General features: G+C 67.4%; 20 protein-coding genes and 1 tRNA gene. 7 read left to right on the top strand and 14 right to left on the bottom strand.

Features of this window, described 5'->3' with window-relative positions; genetic code table 11:
* Position 1 precedes the first annotated feature (1 nt).
* Both AVZ66_RS04600 and AVZ66_RS04595 read right to left on the bottom strand, forming a co-directional pair.
* Complete coding sequence (locus tag AVZ66_RS04600) at positions 2 to 547, bottom strand: hypothetical protein (RefSeq protein ID WP_058982253.1); 546 nt, start codon at positions 545 to 547, stop codon at positions 2 to 4.
* 120 nt (positions 548 to 667) lie between these two features.
* A complete protein-coding gene (locus AVZ66_RS04595; RefSeq protein ID WP_058982250.1) occupies positions 668 to 1489 on the bottom strand; it encodes a nucleoside phosphorylase in 822 nt (273 codons plus the stop codon).
* An 85-nt stretch (positions 1490 to 1574) separates the two neighbouring features.
* Here AVZ66_RS04595 and AVZ66_RS04590 point away from each other — a divergent pair, with 85 nt between their 5' ends.
* Positions 1575 to 2483 carry a DMT family transporter gene (locus AVZ66_RS04590; RefSeq protein WP_058982248.1) on the top strand — a complete coding sequence of 303 codons (909 nt, stop codon included), beginning with the start codon at positions 1575 to 1577 and terminating at the stop codon, positions 2481 to 2483.
* On the opposite strand, the gene cdd is transcribed toward AVZ66_RS04590, so the two are convergent.
* The 8 genes from cdd to AVZ66_RS04550 form a co-directional block, all read right to left on the bottom strand.
* A complete protein-coding gene (cdd, locus tag AVZ66_RS16135; RefSeq protein ID WP_058982247.1) occupies positions 2458 to 2853 on the bottom strand; it encodes a cytidine deaminase in 396 nt (131 codons plus the stop codon). The genes AVZ66_RS04590 and cdd overlap by 26 nt on opposite strands.
* Before the next feature lie 43 nt (positions 2854 to 2896).
* On the bottom strand, positions 2897 to 4060 hold the full coding sequence (locus tag AVZ66_RS16130; RefSeq protein ID WP_157575597.1) for an ABC transporter permease: 1164 nt from the start codon (positions 4058 to 4060) through the stop codon (positions 2897 to 2899).
* Positions 4053 to 5390 carry an ABC transporter permease gene (locus AVZ66_RS04575; protein WP_058982245.1) on the bottom strand — a complete coding sequence of 446 codons (1338 nt, stop codon included), beginning with the start codon at positions 5388 to 5390 and terminating at the stop codon, positions 4053 to 4055. Before AVZ66_RS04575 ends, AVZ66_RS16130 begins: the two co-directional genes overlap by 8 nt.
* The gene (locus tag AVZ66_RS04570; RefSeq protein WP_058982243.1) at positions 5387 to 6958 is read right to left on the bottom strand and encodes an ABC transporter ATP-binding protein; all 1572 of its coding nucleotides are present in this window, start codon (positions 6956 to 6958) and stop codon (positions 5387 to 5389) included. Before AVZ66_RS04570 ends, AVZ66_RS04575 begins: the two co-directional genes overlap by 4 nt.
* A 30-nt stretch (positions 6959 to 6988) precedes the next feature.
* Positions 6989 to 8128, bottom strand: coding sequence for a BMP family protein (locus tag AVZ66_RS04565; protein ID WP_058982241.1), 1140 nt, complete (start codon positions 8126 to 8128; stop codon positions 6989 to 6991).
* 77 nt (positions 8129 to 8205) lie between these two features.
* Positions 8206 to 9564: a phosphopentomutase/phosphoglucosamine mutase gene (locus tag AVZ66_RS04560; protein WP_058982239.1), complete on the bottom strand. Its 1359-nt coding sequence runs from the start codon at positions 9562 to 9564 to the stop codon at positions 8206 to 8208.
* Between the two features lie 54 nt (positions 9565 to 9618).
* The gene (locus tag AVZ66_RS04555; RefSeq protein WP_058982237.1) at positions 9619 to 10089 is read right to left on the bottom strand and encodes a DUF5793 family protein; all 471 of its coding nucleotides are present in this window, start codon (positions 10087 to 10089) and stop codon (positions 9619 to 9621) included.
* 59 nt (positions 10090 to 10148) lie between these two features.
* Complete coding sequence (locus tag AVZ66_RS04550; RefSeq protein WP_058982235.1) at positions 10149 to 10370, bottom strand: hypothetical protein; 222 nt, start codon at positions 10368 to 10370, stop codon at positions 10149 to 10151.
* 90 nt (positions 10371 to 10460) lie between these two features.
* Here AVZ66_RS04550 and AVZ66_RS04545 point away from each other — a divergent pair, with 90 nt between their 5' ends.
* Positions 10461 to 10844 (top strand): cupin domain-containing protein, encoded by a 384-nt coding sequence (locus AVZ66_RS04545; protein WP_058982233.1) that lies wholly within the window; start codon positions 10461 to 10463, stop codon positions 10842 to 10844.
* Between the two features lie 90 nt (positions 10845 to 10934).
* On the opposite strand, the gene AVZ66_RS04540 is transcribed toward AVZ66_RS04545, so the two are convergent.
* Positions 10935 to 11174 carry a hypothetical protein gene (locus AVZ66_RS04540; protein ID WP_058982231.1) on the bottom strand — a complete coding sequence of 80 codons (240 nt, stop codon included), beginning with the start codon at positions 11172 to 11174 and terminating at the stop codon, positions 10935 to 10937.
* Positions 11175 to 11380: 206 nt separating this feature from the next.
* Here AVZ66_RS04540 and AVZ66_RS04535 point away from each other — a divergent pair, with 206 nt between their 5' ends.
* From AVZ66_RS04535 to AVZ66_RS04520, 4 genes are all read left to right on the top strand, one after another.
* Positions 11381 to 13030 (top strand): type II/IV secretion system ATPase subunit, encoded by a 1650-nt coding sequence (locus tag AVZ66_RS04535; protein WP_058982229.1) that lies wholly within the window; start codon positions 11381 to 11383, stop codon positions 13028 to 13030.
* Position 13031: 1 nt separating this feature from the next.
* On the top strand, positions 13032 to 15140 hold the full coding sequence (locus AVZ66_RS04530; protein ID WP_082678768.1) for a type II secretion system F family protein: 2109 nt from the start codon (positions 13032 to 13034) through the stop codon (positions 15138 to 15140).
* A 5-nt stretch (positions 15141 to 15145) separates the two neighbouring features.
* Positions 15146 to 15781, top strand: a complete 636-nt coding sequence (locus tag AVZ66_RS04525) for a class I SAM-dependent methyltransferase (protein WP_082678857.1) — start codon at positions 15146 to 15148, stop codon at positions 15779 to 15781.
* A 129-nt stretch (positions 15782 to 15910) separates the two neighbouring features.
* Positions 15911 to 16000 (top strand) — tRNA-Gly (locus tag AVZ66_RS04520).
* Between the two features lie 298 nt (positions 16001 to 16298).
* Here AVZ66_RS04520 and AVZ66_RS04515 read toward each other — a convergent pair.
* Both AVZ66_RS04515 and AVZ66_RS04510 read right to left on the bottom strand, forming a co-directional pair.
* Positions 16299 to 16712, bottom strand: a complete 414-nt coding sequence (locus AVZ66_RS04515; RefSeq protein WP_058982226.1) for a putative toxin-antitoxin system toxin component, PIN family — start codon at positions 16710 to 16712, stop codon at positions 16299 to 16301.
* On the bottom strand, positions 16709 to 16972 hold the full coding sequence (locus AVZ66_RS04510) for an AbrB/MazE/SpoVT family DNA-binding domain-containing protein (RefSeq protein WP_058982224.1): 264 nt from the start codon (positions 16970 to 16972) through the stop codon (positions 16709 to 16711). Before AVZ66_RS04510 ends, AVZ66_RS04515 begins: the two co-directional genes overlap by 4 nt.
* A gap of 229 nt (positions 16973 to 17201) precedes the next feature.
* Between AVZ66_RS04510 and AVZ66_RS04505 the strand changes: the two genes are divergently transcribed.
* Complete coding sequence (locus AVZ66_RS04505) at positions 17202 to 17615, top strand: hypothetical protein (RefSeq protein ID WP_082678767.1); 414 nt, start codon at positions 17202 to 17204, stop codon at positions 17613 to 17615.
* On the opposite strand, the gene AVZ66_RS17150 is transcribed toward AVZ66_RS04505, so the two are convergent.
* Positions 17612 to 18004, bottom strand: coding sequence for a sensor histidine kinase (locus AVZ66_RS17150; RefSeq protein ID WP_394326157.1), 393 nt, complete (start codon positions 18002 to 18004; stop codon positions 17612 to 17614). The genes AVZ66_RS04505 and AVZ66_RS17150 overlap by 4 nt on opposite strands.
* Between the last annotated feature and the right edge of the window lie 57 nt (positions 18005 to 18061).

The raw sequence follows: 18061 nt of genomic DNA, 5'->3' as shown, positions 1-18061 counted from the left end.
CTCAGAGCCCCCACCGGAGGCCGGACATCGAGGCGACGATGGCGACCATGAGCGCGAGTTCGACCAGACTCAACATCCCGTACTTCTTGTTCAGTTCCGCGAGCCGTTCGTGGTCGGTGTCGTCGGCGGCGATTTCGTCGAACATCCCGGACGTGAACTTGTGCAGCGGCCCGAACCCGAGGACGAGCAGCGCGACGGCGAGCGCGCTCGCAGCCCACAGGGACGGCGTCGGGGACGCCCACAGCCCCATCATGGCGGCGAGGCCGACGCCGGAGCCGACGACCCCCACCGAGATGGGCTCCATGAGGAGGTTCATCTTGGGGACGAAGCCCGCGGCGAACTCCTCGTTGGCGGTCTCGGAGAGTCCACCCATGACGGGGCCGAGGACCACCGCGCCGAGCACCCCGGTCCCGAACCAGAACGCCCCGAGGAAGAGGTGGACGGTGAACATGATTCGGACGTCGCCGGACGCGTACCCCAGCACGGGCAGAACGAGCGGCAGGGCGACGGCGCCGACGGCGAACGGTCGGGAGGCAGCGTCAGCCATCAGGCGGTACCGCTCTCGCGTGCTCGTCGGTCGTCTCGCGTTGGTCAGTGACATGCGATATCGTGACTCACGTCATCCCAGTCACGTGTTACCGCAGAAGAAAGTTTCGGGGGAGTAGTGTCACTCCAAACTCAGGCCGGCGTGCCACTGATCGACGCCCGCCTGTGCTTTCTTCTCGTCCATCTTCGCGAGCAGGTGGACCGCGAGGCTCGCGGTCTCAGCGGCGTTGGACTCGCCCTCGGTGAGGAACTCGCCGGTCTCGCGGTTCGCGAACACCGAACAGACCGCGCCCGCGCGGAGGCCGTAGACGTTCGCGAGCGTGAGGATGGCCGACGCCTCCATCTCGACGTTCGCGACGTTGGCGTCCTTGAGTTCCTGAATCAGGTCGTCGCTGCCGGCGGCCTCGAACCCCTCGAACCCGGGACGGCCCTGTCCCGCGTAGAAGGAGTCCGAACTCATCGTGAGGCCGACGTGGTAGTCGTGGCCGAGGCGTTCGGCGGCGGCGACGAGCGCGGAGACGACTTCGTGGCTGGCGACCGCGGGGTAGTCCTCGCGGACGTACTCGCCGCTGGTGCCCTCTTGGCGGACCGCGCCCTTCGTGATGACGAGGTCGCCGGGGTCCATCTCGGCTTGAAGCGCGCCGCAGGAGCCGACGCGGATGAACGTGTCCGCGCCGATTCGCGCCAGTTCCTCGACGGCGATGGCGGCCGACGGCGACCCGATACCGGTGGAGGTGACCGAAATCGGCGTGCCGTCGTAGCTGCCGGTGGCGGTGCGGTACTCGCGGTGGTGTGCGACCTCGTCGTGGTCGTCCCACAGCGGCGTGATTTTGTCGAGGCGCTCGGGGTTGCCGGGGAGCAACACGGCGTCCGCGACGTCGCCGGAAGCGAGTTCGACGTGATACTGGACCTCGTCGTTTGGGTCCTCGCTGTCGCCGGGCATGCCACCGAGTTGGCCGGCGACGGGCAAAGTGTCTTCGTGTTTCCGGAAGCCGAACGCACTTCGCTCCGCGGGCCGTTCGTCCGCCGTGCATCGGAGTCGCGTCGCGGTCCTGTTCGCGGTGGTCGCGATAGCGTGGGGCGGGTCGTACGTCGCCATCGACGTCGGCCTGCGGGAGTTGCCGGCGCTGCTGTTCGCGGCGTACCGGCTGGAGACTGCGGCCGTCGTCGCGCTGCCGGCGGCGTACGTCGTCTGCGAGCGCTTCGCCCCGCGGACTCGCGGGGAAGTCGCCAGCGCGGCGGTCAACGGCGCGCTCGTCGTCGCGCTGACGAACGCGTTCCTGTTCGTCGGCCAGCAGTACACCACGGGCGGGGTCGCGTCGGTGCTGTTCTCCACGAACCCCGTCATCGCGGCGGGGCTGACGGCCGCGGTGTCGCCGTCCGAGCGCCTCGACGCCGTGGAAGCGGTCGGTTTGGTGGTGGGGCTCACCGGCGTCGCCGTCGTCGTGCGGCCGTCGTCGGGCGCGCTCGCCGACGGGACGACCGGGAAACTGCTGTTGCTCGGGGGTGCGACGAGCCTCGCGCTGGGCAGCGTGGTCGTCGACCGAATCAGTAGCGACCTCGACGCGCTCGCGGAGACGGCGTGGGGGCTGGCGTTCGGCGCCGCGCTCGCACACATCGCCAGCGTACTCGCGGGCGACCCCCAGACGCTGCCGGCGTCCGGGCCGCTGCTCGCCGCAATCGCGTACACGGGCGTCGTCTCGACGGCGCTTGCGTACCCGCTGTACTTCGAGCTCATCGACGCCGTCGGACCGGTACGCGCGAACCTCGTCTCCTACGCCGTCCCGGTCGTCACCGCCGTCTCCAGTTGGGCGCTCCTCGGTCGGGCAATCGGGCCGGTAACCGCCGCGGGGTTCGCAATCATCGCAGCGGGGTTCGCGCTGTTGAACCGGCGCGCGCTGCGCTCGCTGTTCAGTGCCCGAGCATCTCGGGCGTGATGGTGTCCGGAATGAGTTCGCCGATGGTGTAGCGCTCGAAGCCGTCGCCGGTGTCGCAGAGCACGGGCACGTCGTCGTCGCAGAACTCCGCGAGCGTCTGCCGGCACATCCCGCAGGGCGTCACGGCGTCGCGCGCTTCGGACGTGACGACGACTTTCGCGAAGTCGCGGTGGCCGTCGCGGACCGCCGACCCGACCGCCACCTCCTCGGCGTGGAGGCTGTTCGAGAAGTTCGCGTTCTCGACGTTCGTGCCGACGTACACCTCGCCGTCGGCGGTCTCGACTGCGGCGCCGACGGGGTACTCCGAGTACGGCACGTAGGCTTCTTCGAGCGCGTCACGAGCGGCAGCGAGAAGTTCGTCGTCGTCCATACAGACGCTTCGAGCAGCCGCGACAAAAAGCCGCCGCGTTCGGTTACTCGTCCTCGCCGGACTCGTAGTGCTCGCCGCCCGCCGAGGGGATGCGAGTGCGACCGAACACGGCGAGGACGACGATGACCGTGACGTACGGAATCGTGCGCACGAGTTCCGTCGGCACTTGGAAGACGTCCCGCGCCTGCAGCGTGAGCTGCGTGGCGTCGAGGCCCGCGAACAGCATCGTGGAGCCGAGCGCCCCGATGGGGTGGTAGTTCCCGAAGAGGTACGCCACGATGGCGATGAACCCCTTGCCGTTGACCATCGTCGGGCCGTTTCCGGTGAACTGGCCGACGCCGAGCGCGAGCGCGGCGCCGCCGACGCCCGCAAGCACGCCCGACAGCAGGACGGCCGCGTACCGGACGCGGTGGACGTTCACGCCCGCGGTGTCCAGCGCCTTCGGGTTCTCGCCGCTGGCTTCGACCCAGCGCCCGAACGCGGTGCGGTGGAGCGTGTACCACGACAGCGCGACGGCAAGCAGCATCAGGTAGACCGGCGGGCTGGCGTCGAACAGCGCGCCGAAGAACGGGATGTCGACGGGCGCGACGCCGACGAACGGTATCGGTGACGCGACCGCGTCCGAGAGCACCGGAATCCCCATCTGCGGGAGCGTCGGGAACGTGTCGACGCTGACGGTGTTTTTCGACCCGTAGATGACCGAGGAGAGGAACGGCGCGAGGCCGAGCGCGATGAGCCACACGGCGAGGCCGGCGATAATCTGGTCGGCCCGGAACTCGATGCAGACGATGGCGAACAGGCCCGCCAGCAGCGTACTCGCGAGTACGCCGCCGAGCAGCCCGTACCAGACGTTTCCGGTCACGTCGGTCGCCCAGATGCCGGTGAACGCGGCGATGATGAGCAGGCCTTCGAGACCGATGTTGATGACGCCGCTCTTCTCCGCGAAGATACCGCCCAGCGCGGCGAACGCGATGGGGACCGAGAGTCGCAGCGTCGCGGCGAGCGTCGAGTCGGCGGTGAGCACGGCGAACAGTCGGCCGGCGTCGGATTCGGGCGCGAACACGCCGGCGGCGGTGAGGCCGATGGCGGCGAGCAGGACGAGGCTGATGACCGACTGCTGGAGGTGGCTCCGACCGACGAACAGCCAATCGTAGGTGGCGGCAGCGGCGCGACGAACGGTGCCGAAGACCGGGGGTTCGTCACTCATCGCTCCCACCTCCGGTGGCGCCGTCGGCGCCAACTGGCTCGCCGGGCGAGCCGAACGAACCGAACTTGCGGCCGAGCATCCGGAAGAACTCGGGCATCGCGACGAACAGGATGATGAGTCCGCGGAGCACGCCGACGAGCGTCGGCGGAACGTCCGAACCGACCTGCACGACGATGGACCCGCTCTTGAGCACGCCGAAGAGGAACGCCGCGAAGCCGATGCCGAGCGGATTGTTTCCGGCGAGGATGGAGACGGTGATGCCGTCGAAGCCGTAGTCGGGGACGCCGGTCTGGAAGTTCCCCAGCACCATCAGCACGTAGACGGCGCCGCCGATGCCGGCGAGCGCGCCGGACAGCGTCATGCTGGAGACGATGGTGCGGTCGGCGTCGACACCGCCGTACTCCGCGGCGTCCGGCTGGAGACCGCTCGTGCGGAGGTCGTAGCCGAACGGCGTGTGCTGGAGGAGATACCAGATGCCGACGAGCACCGCGATAGCGAGCGCGAGCGCGAGTATGGATGCGTCGTCGCGGGCGCGGAACAGCCACGACGGGAACAGCGCGATGTCCGGCAGCGGGACGGTCTGGTTCGCGAAGCTCTCGGGGTCCTTGAAGTACTTCGCGCGGGAGACCAAGAAGAGCGCGATGGAGGTGGCGACGAAGTTCAGCATGATGGTGGTGATGACCTCGTTGGCGTCCGCGTACGCCTTCAAGGCGCCGGGAATCGCGGCGTAGAGGCCGCCCGAAATGCCGCCGAGCAAGAGGCCCAGCGGGAGCAAGACGAGCGTGGCGACGACACCGAGGCTCGCCAGCGGCGGCGCGAGGAACGAGAGCACGACGCCCGTGGTGAGCGCGCCGACGACGAGCTGTCCCTGTACACCGATGTTGAAGATGTCCGCACGGAACGCCACTGCGACCGCGACGCCCGTGAACATCAGAATCGTGGTCTCGGCGAGCGTCGTCGCGAACTGGCCGTTGAGCGGGTCGTTCACGACGTTGCCGAGCGCGCCGAGGAAAAGCAGGTCGTACACCGCGAACGGGTCGTAGCAGAACCCCATCGCGAACAGCGACTGCGACGGCCACAGGCCCGCGGGGAGCGCGGACTTCACGACACCCGGCACCAGTCCGGGGAGCGTGGACGTGACGAACGCACCGGGGAACGCCAGCGTGTACGCGGCGCTGGCGCAGTCGGTCATGCGGCCGGCGCCGAGAATGATGAGCGCGCCGATGAACACCGACAGCAGGAGCGCGGACGTGCTGATGAGGAATCGCTCGAACGCCGACGCGCGGACGAGGCGCCCGAGCAGGTCGTTCGCTCGGTCGGGGAGCTTCACTGCGCCACCCCCTCGGCGTCGCGCTCACTGCGGGGTTCGTACCCCTCGGGGTACTCACCCGCCATCAGCAGGCCGAGTTCCTCCTCGGTGACGCCGTCGGGGTCGACGACGGCCATCAGGTCGCCGTCGTGCATCACGGCGAGGCGGTCGGACAGCCCCTGTACTTCGTCGAGTTTCGAGGAGACGAGGAAGACGCCGCGGCCCTCGTCGCGGAGTTCGAGCAAGCGGTCGTGGATGAACTCCTGTGAGCCGATGTCGACGCCGCGCGTCGGGTGCGTGGCGACGACGAGTCGCGGGTCGCGCTCGAACTCGCGCCCGACGATGAACTTCTGTTGGTTGCCGCCGGACAGCGACACCGCGTCGTTGTCCGCGTTCGGCGGTCGAACGTCGTACTCCTCGACGATGGCATCGGCGTGCGACCGGGAGGCGTCCCAGTCGATAGTCGGGCCGGACGAGAACGCCTCGTTGCGCTGGCTGCCGAGGATGCCGTTCTCGACGAGGTCGAAATCCATCACGAGCCCGCGTTCCTGGCGGTCCTCGGGGATGTACGCCATCCCGCCGTCGATGCGCTCGCGGCGCGGCGCGTCGGTGATGTCCTCGCCGTCGAACTCGACGGTCCCTGCGTCGGGGTCGCGAAGCCCCGTAATCGCTTCCACGAGTTCGGCCTGCCCGTTGCCGTCGACGCCCGCGACGCCGAACACTTCGCCCTCGCGGACGACGAACGAGACGTCCGTGACGGCGGGCACGTCGCGGTCGTCGAGCACGGAGAGCGCGTCGACGTCGAGGACGGTGTCGCCGACATCCGGCGGCGTCGAGCCGACGTCGAGGACGACCTCGCGGCCGACCATCAGTTCCGCGAGTTCCTCGCGAGTGGTCTCGTCGGCGTCGACGGTGCCGACGTTCTTCCCGTCCCGGAGGACGGTGACATCGTCGGCGGCGTGCATCGCTTCGCCGAGTTTGTGCGTGATGAAGATAACCGTCTTCCCTTGGTCGGTGAGTTCGTCGAGGACGTCGAAGAGGTCCTCGACCTCCTGTGGCGTGAGCACGGCGGTCGGCTCGTCGAGGATGAGCACGTCCGCGCCGCGGTACAGCGCCTTCAGAATCTCTACGCGCTGCTGGACGCCGACGCTGACGTCGGCGATGGTCTGGTCCGGGTCGACGTCGAACCCGTAGCGCTCGCTGAGTTCGACGACGTCGCGGCGCGCGGCCTCGCGGTCGACGGCGAGGCCACCCCACTTCCGGGGTTCGTTGCCGAGCGCGATGTTCTCAGCGACGGTCATCGTGTCCACGAGCATGAAGTGCTGGTGAATCATCCCGATGCCGGCGTCGATGGCGTCCCGCGGCGAGCCGAACTCGCGGACCTCGTCGTCGACGACGACGCTGCCTGACTCCGGCTGGTAGAGCCCGTAGAGGACGTTCATCAGGGTCGTCTTCCCCGCGCCGTTCTCGCCGAGCAGGGCGTGGACCGACCCCTGTTCGACGTGCAGGTCGACGTTGTCGTTGGCGACGACGCCCGGGAATCGTTTCGTGATGTCTTCGAGTCGGACGGCCGTATCCGTTTGTGTCATTCGTGCAGAAATTTAATTCGGGCGCCGCCGTCAGACGTTGGAGGGGTCCTGCGGGACGGAGGTGTCACCGTCGATAATCGCCTGACGGGCCTCGCTAACTGCCGTCTTGACGTCGTCGGGAATGTCGGATTCGAGTTCCTGCCCGTAGACGCAGGCGACCCCGTCGTCCTGCAGGCCGAGCGTCGTCGTGGTGCCGGTCTCGAAGTTGCCGTTAACGGTCGCCTTCGCGGCGTTGTAGACAGCGGTGTCGACGCGCTTGACCATGCTCGCGAGGATGACGTCGGCGTAGCTGCTCTTCGTGACCGACTGGTCGCGGTCGACGCCGACCGCAAACCGGCCGCGGTCCTGTGCGGCCTGGAAGACGCCGGTTCCGGTGTTGCCCGCCGCGTGGAAGACGATGTCGCTGCCGGAGTTGTACATCGACAGCGCGGCCTCCTGCCCGGCCGTGGTGTCGTTGAAGCTCCCGACGTACGACGTCTGAACGTCGATGTCGTCGTTGGTGGCCTTCACGCCGGCGGTGAACCCGGCTTCGAACTTCTGAATGAGCGAACTCTCGCGGCCGCCGATGAAGCCGACGTTCGTGGAGTCCGACTGCGTGGAGCCGGCGCCAGCCTCGAAGCTCATCGACGTGAGGTGCGCGGCGAGCACGCCGACGAGGTACGAGCCCTCGTGCTCGCGGAACACGTAGCTGCCGACGTTGTCCGCGTCGACGGCGCTGTCGACAATCTGGAAGTTCTGCTCGGGGTAGTTCTCGGCGGTCGTCGCGAGCGAGTCGGCGTGCAGGTACCCGATACAGGAGACGAGGTCGTAGTCGGGGTTCGTCGAACTCGCGTACTGCTGCTGGTAGTTGCCGAACTGCGAGACCGACTCCGGCTGGGACTCGCTGAACTCGAGGTCGAACTCCTCTTTCGCCTGCTTGATGCCCGACTGGGCCTGGTCGTTGAACGACCCGTCACCGAGGCCGCCCGTCGCGTACACCATCCCGACGTTGGTCGTGTCCGACTCCTCGGCAGTCGTCCCTTCGGAGTCCTCGGTCGTCCCCTCGGACCCCTCTGTGGTCTCTTCGTCGTCGCTGGCGGGGCCGCCCGTACAGCCCGCCATCCCCGCGAGTCCGACTGCGCCGATGCCTGCCGTGGCCTTGATGAACTCCCGCCTGTCGAAGTTGGACATACTTGCGTCAAAGGAGACATTCGTACGGTGATAAAGCCGTCGTTTGTGGGGGATAGCGGCAAAACGTGGGCGTGTTGTCAGGCTTGTGCGACCGCGTCTTCGACGACACCAGAGACGGACTCCACGAGTTCGTCGACGTCGTCGCTCTCAGCGTACACGCGAACGTAGGGTTCGGTGCCGCTGGGTCGCACGAGCGTCCACGACGCGTCCGGGAACTCCAAGCGGACGCCGTACTCGGTGTTCACGTCGGCGTCCGGGAACGCCGCGGGCAGGTCCTCGCCGAGTTTCGCCATCACCGCGTCCTTGGCGGCGTCCGGGCACTCGACGCTGACTTTCCGGTACGGGCGCTCGGTCACGGGGTCGCGCAGCGCCGCGAGTCCGTCGGCCTCCGCGACCAGTCGCGAGAGGACGGCCGCCGACGCCACGCCGTCTATCCACCCGCCGAACGCGGTGTGGACGTGCTTCCACGGCTCCGCCGCGAACACTACGTCGCCGCCGTCCTCGCGGGCCGACGCGATGCCCTCGTGGAGCGCGCCGAGCCGAACGCGCTCGACGCGTCCACCGGCGTCCTCGACGCGCTCGTCGATTCGCGCGGACGCGTTCGGCGTCGTCACCACCACGGGGTCGTCGGCGTCACTGTCTCGCGTGTAGTGTTCCGCGAGCACCGCGAGCACCGTGTCCTCGTGTACGACCTCGCCATCGCCGTCCACGAGCACGATGCGGTCGGCGTCGCCGTCGTGGGCGATGCCGAACGCGGCGTCGCCGTTCGCGACAAAGTCCATCAGGTCGCCGAGCGTCTCCGGCGTCGGCTTGCTCGGCCGGCCGGGGAAGTGGCCGTCGACGTTCGCGTTCAGCGTGACGACGTGCGCGCCCAACTCGCGCAGCACCTGGGGCGTGGCGAGGCTCGCGACGCCGTTCCCGCAGTCGACCGCCACGGTCAAGCCGTCCAGCGGCGCGCCGTGCCCGCTAGCGTACTCGGCGACGGCCGCCCGGTAGTCCGGAAGTACCTCGACGGACTCGGTCTTCCCCCAGTCGGTCCACGACGCGTACTCGGGGTCGCTGTCCACGCGGTCCTCGATGGCGCGCTCGCGCTCCCGGTCGTACTCGGAGCCGTCCACGAACAGTTTGATGCCGTTGTCCTCGGGCGGATTGTGGCTCGCCGTGAGCTGAACGCCGCGTTTCCCCTGCGAGGCGTACGCCAGCGCCGGCGTCGGCAACACGCCCGCGTCCAGCACGCGCATCCCGCCGGCCTGCAAGCCCGCGCTCATCGCCGCCGCCAGCGCCGGCCCCGTCTCCCGGCCGTCCCGCGCGACGACGAACGCCTCGTCGTCGCCGCGAGCGTCCGCGCCGGCCGCGGCGCCGACAGCGACCGCGAGTTCCGGGGTCACGTCGGCGGCCGCACTCCCTCGAATCCCTGCCGTACCGAAGAGGTCCATACGCGGGGAAACCGGCCGCGTTCACTTAGGTTCGGCCCTTCCCGGCCGCGAGAATCAGAGTTCGATGCCGCTCGGAATGAGGCTGTGACTGCGCAGCAGGTCGCCGTCTTCGCTGTAGACGAGGAACGTCGACTTCTCGTAGACGACGAGCTGTTCGCCGTCGACGAGAATCTCGACGCGGTACTGGCCGTCGTCGCCGGTCGCCTCACCGTACCGGCGGGCCGCCCGCACGAACTGCAGGACGTCGTCGGCGTCCTGGTTCAGTTCGAGGACGAACTCTCCCGTGATGCGGTTCGTGACCGCGACGACGCCGCCCGCGTCCGGGTCGTCGACGTCGTCCGTCAGCCGGAACGTGGCGTCGGTCTCCCCGGCGTCGAGGCGGTCGCCGTCTCGGTCCGTGAGCCTGTCCTCGAGTTCCGCGGCCGCACCCGTGAACTCGATGGTGACGTTCGGCTTCTCGGGGTCACCGTCCTCGTCGACCCAATCGACGTTCGCGACGTCCAGTTCGAAGTAATCCCGGCGCATTCCCTACGCGTGGATAGGGGAGACGGGGAAATGAACGTAACGCCCCGGCTGGGTGTCGGTCACTGGCCGTACGTGAGCCGCTGGACGGCCGCGTTCAGCCGTGCCGTCGCGTTCTGCATCCACGCGACCGGCGACACGCGGCGCACGTCGGACTCCTCGACTTCGATGCGCTCGCCGTCGAAGGGGTCCGCCATTCCCTCGTCGCTGTTGGCGTCCACGGCGTCGACGACTGTCGTCATCGAGCAGCGGCCGCACGCCTCGGTCGGCTGTTGCTCTTCCATGCGCCCTAGTCACACGCGAACGGCCATAATTCTGCCGCCCGCGCGGCGCGGACGCGACGAGCTTTTAACCCGCGTGTGGTATCTACAGGCATGGGCTACCGAATCGTCGACCCCGACGACGTCGAAGTGCCGGAGGGACGACCCTGTGAGTACCGCTCGCTGACCGAGGCCGGCGACCTCGACGAGATGGCGATGAACCTGTTCCGGGCGGCGCCCGGCGAGCAGGTGCCGCTGGCGTACCACTACCACGAACAACAAGAGGAGGCGTTCTTCGTGCTGTCGGGCACGCTGTTCGTGGAGACACCCGAGCGGACCTACGAGGTGCCGGAGGGCCACCTGTTCACGGTCGACCCGAAGAGCCCGCAGCGCGCGCACAACCCCGAGGACGCCAGCGAGCGCGTCGAACTGCTTGCCGTCGGCTCGCCGCCGGCGCCCGACGACGCGGTCGCGTACGACCCCAGCGAGGATGACTGACGCGGACGCCGCTGCGCTCCCGGACGATCCCTCCGACACGGAGAACGAGACAGCGGTCGTGCTGCGGACGCGAGCCCGCGACCGGGTCGGTTAGTGAGTGTAGCCGTCGGCGTACGTGCGCTCGAAGCGCATCGGGTCCCCGCAGTCCGGACACAGCGGCGTCCCCGCTTCGTCGCGGTCCAATCCCTCGTCCTCGATAGTCACGTCTCGGAGGCGGACGCTGCAGTCGTCACACCAGTACGCGCCCCGCGAGGCGTCGACTTCCACGTCGTCCATCCCCGTCTCCACGCTCCCCGACAGCGCGGCCGAAACCCTGTTGACGATGCCCATGCGTCGTGGTAGCACTCGGCTGCCTTAGTTCCCGCGTTCCGACGCGAGCGACGGACGCTCCCCCGAGTTCGACGCCCGGGCAAAGACGGACGCCGACCCGACAGAGTACACGACGGCGCGGTGCTCGCGAACGCCGTGGTGTAGCCCGACCGCGGTTCGGCAGCCAGCCTTTAAGGTGACGCGGGCGAAGTTGGAGGTAGTAATCGATGCCCGACGACTTCCTCGCGGACCTCGAACGACAGTTCGAAACGCTCCGAGAGCGCGCCGAACGCGTCGTCGATGTCGTCCGCGGGTCGACGGTCGAACTCGTCGAGTACGACCCCGCCGCCCACGGCTCGCTGGTCGACTTCGACGGCCTCGACGGCTACGAGGAGGTCGACCGCTACTGGGTACACGCGCCGTACGCCTTCGTCTTCGTCGGCCACGACGAAGACAGCGACGAGTACCGCTACCACGTCGTCGAACCCGCGCTCGACGACTTCGAGAAGGACCTCTTGGAGACGCTGTACGACGACATCCGGGACGCGCTCATCTACGACGCCGAGTACGAACCCGACGACCCGGAGGGCGTGCTGAAACAGCAGATGAAGCGGCTCGTCGAGGAGTACGGCATCGACATCGACGCGAACGCGTTCTACCGGCTGTTCTACTACCTCCACCGCTCGTTCGAGGGGTTCGAGAAACTGGACCCGCTGATGCGCGACCCCCACATCGAGGACATCTCCTGTGACGGCTACGGCATCCCGCTGTTCGTCTACCACGACCAGTACACGGACATCGAGACGAACGTCACCTACGAGCAGGCGGAACTCGACGGGTTCGTCGTGCGCCTCGCCCAGCAGTCCGGGCGCCACATCTCCATCGGTGACCCGGTGTCGGAGACGACGCTCCGGGACGGCTCCCGCGCGGAACTCGCGCTCGGCGAGGAGGTCACGCCGCGCGGGTCGGCGTTCACGATTCGGAAGTACAGCGAGGACCCGTTCACGCCCGCGACGCTCGTCGACTACAACACGTTCGACCTCGACCAGATGGCGTACCTCTGGCTCGCCATCGAGTCCAACAAGAGCCTGCTGTTCGCGGGGGGCACCGCGTCCGGGAAGACGACGTCGATGAACGCCATCTCGATGTTCGTGCCGCCGCGCTCGAAGGTGCTCACCATCGAGGACACCCGCGAGCTGACGCTGTTCCACGAGAACTGGCTCTCCTCGGTCACCCGGGAGTCCACCGGCGAGGGCGAGGACATCACGATGTACGACCTGCTGCGGTCGGCGCTCCGGCACCGCCCCGAGTACATCATCGTCGGGGAGGTGCGCGGCGACGAGGCGATGACGCTGTTCCAGGCGATGAACACCGGGCACACGACGTACTCGACGATGCACGCCGACAGCGTCCAGACGGTCATCAATCGCTTGGAGAACGAACCCATCAACGTCCCGCGGGCGATGATTCAGAGCCTCGACGTGCTGTGCGTGCAGACGCTCACGCACGTCGGCGGCGAGCGCGTGCGCCGGAACCGCGTCATCGCGGAAATCGAGGGTATCGACCAGCGCACCGGCGACCTCGACTACTCGACGGCGTTCGAGTGGAACGCCGGCAACGACGACTTCGAGCAGCGCGACTCCGTGGTCCTCGACGAGATTCGCGACGAGCGCGGCTGGTCGCGCAGCGAACTCCTGCGCGAACTCCGGAATCGCAAGCGCGTCCTCCGCTATCTCACCGAGAAGGACGTCACCGACTACCGCCAGTTCACGGCCGTCGTCAACGAGTACTACGCGAACCCGGAACGGGTCGTCGAGCGCGTCCGGGCGGAACTCGACGAGGACGTCGTCGTGAACGCGCCGGGTGTCTCCGAGTAGTATGGCGTCGCCACTGGTCTTCGCGCCGCTGGTCGCCGTGCTGGCGGCGCTGTTCGCGCTCGCGGCGGCACCGGTCGTCCAGTCCGTCGACCGGTTCATCTCTCGAGTGTCGCTGGCGGCGTTCGGGTCGTTCGCGCGCCGCCGCCGAGAATTCAACCCCAGCCAGGTCGCCGCGCTGCAGGGCGCACACGTCGCGCAGACGTACCGCGTGTACGCCTCGCGGACGTTCTTCTACGCGACGGTCGGCGCGCTCGCGGGCAGCATCCTCGGCGTCTACCTCGTCGCGGGCGTGCTGGTGTTCCTCGGCTCCGCCTCACAGAGCCTCCAAGCGCGGTTCCCCGAGGCCGTCCAAGGGCTGTTCGTGGAGGGACTCGGTGGATTCTCGATTAGTGAGTTCTTCGCGCTGTTTCTGGCGTCGGGCGCGACGCTGGGCGTGCTCGTGGCGTACGCCGCCTATCAGTTCCGGTGGTCGATGCCGAGCTATCGGGCGGGCGAGCGCGAGCGCCGCATCGACGTGTCGATGGAGCGCACGGTCGCGTTCCTGTACGCGCTCTCGCGCAGCGGGATGGCGCTCCCCGAGGTGCTGCGGATTCTCTCGCGCAACCGCGAAGTCTACGGGGAGAGCGCCGAGGAGATGTCCGTCGCCGTCAAGGACGTCGACATGTACGGCGCGGACATCCTGCGCGCGCTCGGCCGACTCGGCCAGCGCACGCCCAGCGAGGAACTCTCGGAGTTCGCGGAGAACCTCACGAGCGTCCTCCAGAGCGGCCGCGACCTCCCGGGGTTCCTCAAGCGCCAGTACGACTACTACGCCGAGGAAGCCGAAGCCCAACAGGAGCAGTTCCTCGAACTGCTCGCGACGCTGGCGGAAGCGTACGTCACGCTGCTGGTCGCCGGCCCGCTGTTCCTCATCACCATCCTCGTCGTCATCGGCCTCACGCTCAGTGACACGCTGACGTTCCTGCAGTTCACGGCGTACCTCCTGATTCCGATGGCGACGCTCGGATTCGTCGTCTACCTCGACAGCATCACCGAGACCTCGACCGGCGGCACCGCCACCGACGAAGCGGACTCGGAGGCGGCGACGCGCTTCCAGTCCATCCCGCAGCGGTCGGCCGCACGCACCGACGGCGGCTCGACGGCGGGCGCGTCGACGGAGCGCAACCGGAAGCGCCTCGCCACGTACGAGACGCTGCGGCCGATACTCTACCGGCTCCGCAACCCCGTATCGGTCGTCAGCGAATCCCCGACGCTGGTGCTGTACGCGACCGTTCCCCTCGCCGCGCTCTACTTACTCGTGCAGTGGTGGCCGCTCGCGACGGCTGGCGTCGCCGACCTCACGGCGTACGACGACCCGCTCATCCACGCAGCGCTGTTCGTCCTCGGAACGTTCACCGTCGTGTACGAATTCCACCGGCGCCGCGTGAAAGCCGTCGAAGCGGGCGTCCCGGACTTCCTCGACCGGTTCGCGTCCACGAACGAAGCCGGGATGCCGGTCGTCCAGAGCCTCGGGCGCGTCGTCGGCGGCGACCTCGGCCCGCTCACCACGGAACTGGAGCGTACGTGGGCGGACGTGCAGTGGGGCGCCCGCGTCGAGCACGCGCTCGGCCGCTTCCGCGACCGCACGAACACGCCGGCCATCTCTCGGGTCGTGACGCTGACGACGAACGCGATGCGGGCCAGCGGCGACCTCGGCCCAGTCCTGCGCATCGCGGCCAACGAGGCGAAGGCGACGCGGCGCCTCGAACGCGACCGCCGCAGCGAACTGCTGACGTACCTCGTCGTCGTCTACATCGCGTTTTTCGTGTTCCTCGCCATCATCGTCGCGCTGGACGTCATCTTCATCCCGAACATCCCGGTGGTGGAGGCCGCCGCGTCCACCGACCAACTCCCGAGCGGCGGCAGCTCGGGCGCGTTCTCGCGGACCGCCGAACTCACGCAGGCGACGAAGGACGCCTACAGCCTCGTGTTCTTCCACACGGGGCTGGTGCAGGCGGTCTGCTCGGGGCTCGTCGCCGGCCAGATGGGACAGGGCAGCGTGAAAGCCGGCGCGAAACACGCCACCGCGATGCTCGCAATCGCGTACGGTACATTCCTCGTTCTCGGGTGACTCTCGTGACTGACACCACCAGCGTCCACCACACGTACGACCGCATCGCCGAACACTTCTCGAAGACCCGCGAGTACCCGTGGCCGGAAATCGAGGAGTTCCTCGCCGACCGCACCGGCAGCGTCGCCGTCGACATCGGATGCGGGAACGGGCGCCACACCGAACTGCTCGCGGAATGCGCCGAGCGCGCAGTCGGCGTGGACGCCAGCCGCGGCCTCCTCGACGAAGCCAGCGACCGCGCCAGCGAGCGCGGGTTCGACGCGGACCTCGTCGCCGGCGACGCCGAACGCCTCCCGCTCGCCGACGACACCGCGGACCTCGCGGTGTACATCGCGACTATCCACCACCTCCCCGACCGGGACGCACGCGTCGCCAGCCTCGACGAACTCGCGCGCGTGCTCACCGCGGACGGCGACGCCCTCGTGAGCGCGTGGAGCACCACCCACGACAAATTCGACAGCGAGGCGAGTTTCGACACCACCGTCGACTGGACGCTCCCGGGCGGCGAGACGGTCCCGCGCTTCTATCACGTCTACAGCCCCGACGAGTTCCGCGCGGACCTCCGAGCGAGCGCACTCGCCGTCGCCGAGACGTTCACCGCCAGCGGGAACTGCTACGCCGTCGTCCACGGCGAAGAGTAACGCCCTTAAGCGACGGGAGGGAACGACGAAGTGAGCACCGATGGTGAGGCGAACGAAGTTCGCCGATGCGCGGTGCGAGTGGAACGAGCACCGATGGTGAGCAAAACCGGCGGTTTTGCGAGCCACGGTGCGCAAGCGAAGCGCAGCGCACCGATGGTCTAGTGGCTAGGACCTGAGCCTTCCAAGCTCATGGCCCGGGTTCAAATCCCGGTCGGTGCATTTCTGTCGAACGAAGTGAGACGAAATGCGCAGGGGTTTGAACCCTGCCAGTCGCGCGCAGGGAGCACCGCGACTGAGCACGTCTGGCTTCGGTTCAAATCCCGGTCGGTGCACTCCTTCGATTCTACTGATACTCTGAGCCTTCCAAGCTCATGGGAGCAAACCTGAGCAGAGCGACGGTTTGCGACCTCGGAAGACGAGCGCAGCGAGTCTTCCGGTGGCCCGGGTTCAAATCCCGGTCGGTGCATTATTGTCTCGAACGGACGTGAGAGACCGCATTACGCAGCCGACAGTACAGCTACTGTGTGTCGAGTCGTTCGTAGAATGCTCGTGGTTCAACGATATCGATTCCGCGGAATGACGCCATATCGAGGAGATGAGTGTCCCCAGAGACGAGGTAATCGACGTCACCAGCAACAGCCGCTTCGAGGAATTTGTCGTCGTCAGGGTCCGCTTGGACCGCAGTGATGTCCTCGTCCGGGTCGACAAATTCCGCGAAATACCGAATCGTTTCGACTTCCTGTTGCACCTCGTCTTCGCTCATCTGGAACCGTTCGGGGTACTTGAGCAGCGTTTCGCGGAATTCTGTGAGCGTCTCGACGGAGACGACGATCTGGTACTTGTGATCGAACCCCCGGACGAGGAGTTCGTGTGGGACACCAGTTGCTATGACACCCGAGATGAGGACGTTCGTATCCAGAACCGCTCTCATTCCTCAGTGCCTCGTGCCTCGTGGACGAGTTCTGTTACCTCGTCTTCTGAGAGGTCGAGTGTCTCGGCACGCTCTTCGACGCGCTGCTGGAATTCTGCAACCGATGGCAACTCGACCTTCTTCAATATGAGGCCGTACTCCGTCGGGACGACCATCAGTTTCGTTCCCTGTTCGAGACCAAATTGGTCCCGCAGCCTGCTGGGAATCGTAATCTGTCCTTTCGAGGTGACCGTGGTTACTTCAGGTTCGTCGGAAGTCATCGTATACGTAAGAATTCCTTACACAACATCTTGAGTTTGGCGGTCAATACGCACTTGCCGGGTATTTCTCGCCGTGGAAGTGTGGCGAAATCCCGCTCAGTCGGAGACGAGATGCGTCGGGAGTCGCACGCCGGCAGACGAACTTCGCGCTGCCAGAGTTCGTAGCCGTAGTTTGAGCGTGGGGAATGGTAGCACGAAGAGTCATATTTCGTCGGCTCGTCGATAGGGTATGGGGAAGACCGGCACAGAAGAGCTGATTGCGTTTCTGCGGAGTGAGGCGGGAGAGTACCTGCGCGGTGCGGTGTATTACACCGAGGACGACTACGAGGTGTTGTTCCTGCGGGACGACGTGGCCGCCCTCTACACCGACGAGGAGCTGGAGCTACTGTTCGACTACTACCGCGACCAGAACCGCAAGGAGGCGGACGTGGAGCCGTTCGACCTCGGGAACGACCACTGCACGGTCCACTTCTACGACGACGCCATCCTGTTCCACTTCATGCAGCAGGAGACCTCCGGGACGATTATCACGCTGTCGCCGGAGGCGGGCCGCGACATCGTCCAGTTCATCACGCGCTGCCTGAAGCAGTTACACGAGAACTCCCCGCAGTCAGTCGAAACGCCGGCGTGGCTGCGGGATTAGTGACGGAGGCTGACGCGTTCGACCTGCGAGAACTCGAAGCGCGCGCCGCCGTCCTCGGCGTCCGTGGCTTCGACGTTCCAGCCGTGCGCGTTCGCGATTTTGCGGACGATGTAGAGCCCGAATCCGGTGCCGTCGTCGTCGGTGGTGTAGCCGCGCTCGAAGATGCCGGCGCGGTGTTCGACCGGGATGCCGGGGCCGTCGTCTTCGACCGCGAACCCGTCTCGGCCGGAACGACGCGAACCGACACGTCGGTGCCGGCGTGTTCCAGCGAGTTCCGGAAGAGGTTCTCCAGTAGTTGACAGAGGCGGTCGCGGTCGGCGACCACTTCGCCGAGGTTCTCGCCGAGCGAGAGTCCGCCGGTCGCGTTGTCGGCGGCGACCGCGTCCCACGACGCGGTGGCAGCCTCGTCGAGAGAGACCGTCTCGGTGTCGCCGATTTCCTCGCCT

This window comes from Halobacterium sp. CBA1132, from assembly GCF_001485535.1.
Taxonomy (GTDB): Archaea; Halobacteriota; Halobacteria; order Halobacteriales; family Halobacteriaceae; genus Halobacterium.
The sequence above is the reverse complement of the archived record's forward strand: the minus strand, read 5'-3'. Positions and strand labels throughout refer to the sequence as shown.

Bases quoted from the DNA above. Each gene is read 5' to 3' on its own strand.
- AVZ66_RS04600 (WP_058982253.1), bottom strand. From the start codon at position 547: ATGGCTGACGCTGCCTCCCGACCGTTCGCCGTCGGCGCCGTCGCCCTG.
- AVZ66_RS04595 (WP_058982250.1), bottom strand. From the start codon at position 1,489: ATGCCCGGCGACAGCGAGGACCCAAACGACGAGGTCCAGTATCACGTC.
- cdd (WP_058982247.1), bottom strand. From the start codon at position 2,853: ATGGACGACGACGAACTTCTCGCTGCCGCTCGTGACGCGCTCGAAGAA.
- AVZ66_RS16130 (WP_157575597.1), bottom strand. From the start codon at position 4,060: ATGAGTGACGAACCCCCGGTCTTCGGCACCGTTCGTCGCGCCGCTGCC.
- AVZ66_RS04570 (WP_058982243.1), bottom strand. From the start codon at position 6,958: ATGACACAAACGGATACGGCCGTCCGACTCGAAGACATCACGAAACGA.
- AVZ66_RS04565 (WP_058982241.1), bottom strand. From the start codon at position 8,128: ATGTCCAACTTCGACAGGCGGGAGTTCATCAAGGCCACGGCAGGCATC.
- AVZ66_RS04560 (WP_058982239.1), bottom strand. From the start codon at position 9,564: ATGGACCTCTTCGGTACGGCAGGGATTCGAGGGAGTGCGGCCGCCGAC.
- AVZ66_RS04555 (WP_058982237.1), bottom strand. From the start codon at position 10,089: ATGCGCCGGGATTACTTCGAACTGGACGTCGCGAACGTCGATTGGGTC.
- AVZ66_RS04550 (WP_058982235.1), bottom strand. From the start codon at position 10,370: ATGGAAGAGCAACAGCCGACCGAGGCGTGCGGCCGCTGCTCGATGACG.
- AVZ66_RS04545 (WP_058982233.1), top strand. From the start codon at position 10,461: ATGGGCTACCGAATCGTCGACCCCGACGACGTCGAAGTGCCGGAGGGA.
- AVZ66_RS04540 (WP_058982231.1), bottom strand. From the start codon at position 11,174: ATGGGCATCGTCAACAGGGTTTCGGCCGCGCTGTCGGGGAGCGTGGAG.
- AVZ66_RS04535 (WP_058982229.1), top strand. From the start codon at position 11,381: ATGCCCGACGACTTCCTCGCGGACCTCGAACGACAGTTCGAAACGCTC.
- AVZ66_RS04530 (WP_082678768.1), top strand. From the start codon at position 13,032: ATGGCGTCGCCACTGGTCTTCGCGCCGCTGGTCGCCGTGCTGGCGGCG.
- AVZ66_RS04515 (WP_058982226.1), bottom strand. From the start codon at position 16,712: ATGAGAGCGGTTCTGGATACGAACGTCCTCATCTCGGGTGTCATAGCA.
- AVZ66_RS04510 (WP_058982224.1), bottom strand. From the start codon at position 16,972: ATGACTTCCGACGAACCTGAAGTAACCACGGTCACCTCGAAAGGACAG.
- AVZ66_RS04505 (WP_082678767.1), top strand. From the start codon at position 17,202: ATGGGGAAGACCGGCACAGAAGAGCTGATTGCGTTTCTGCGGAGTGAG.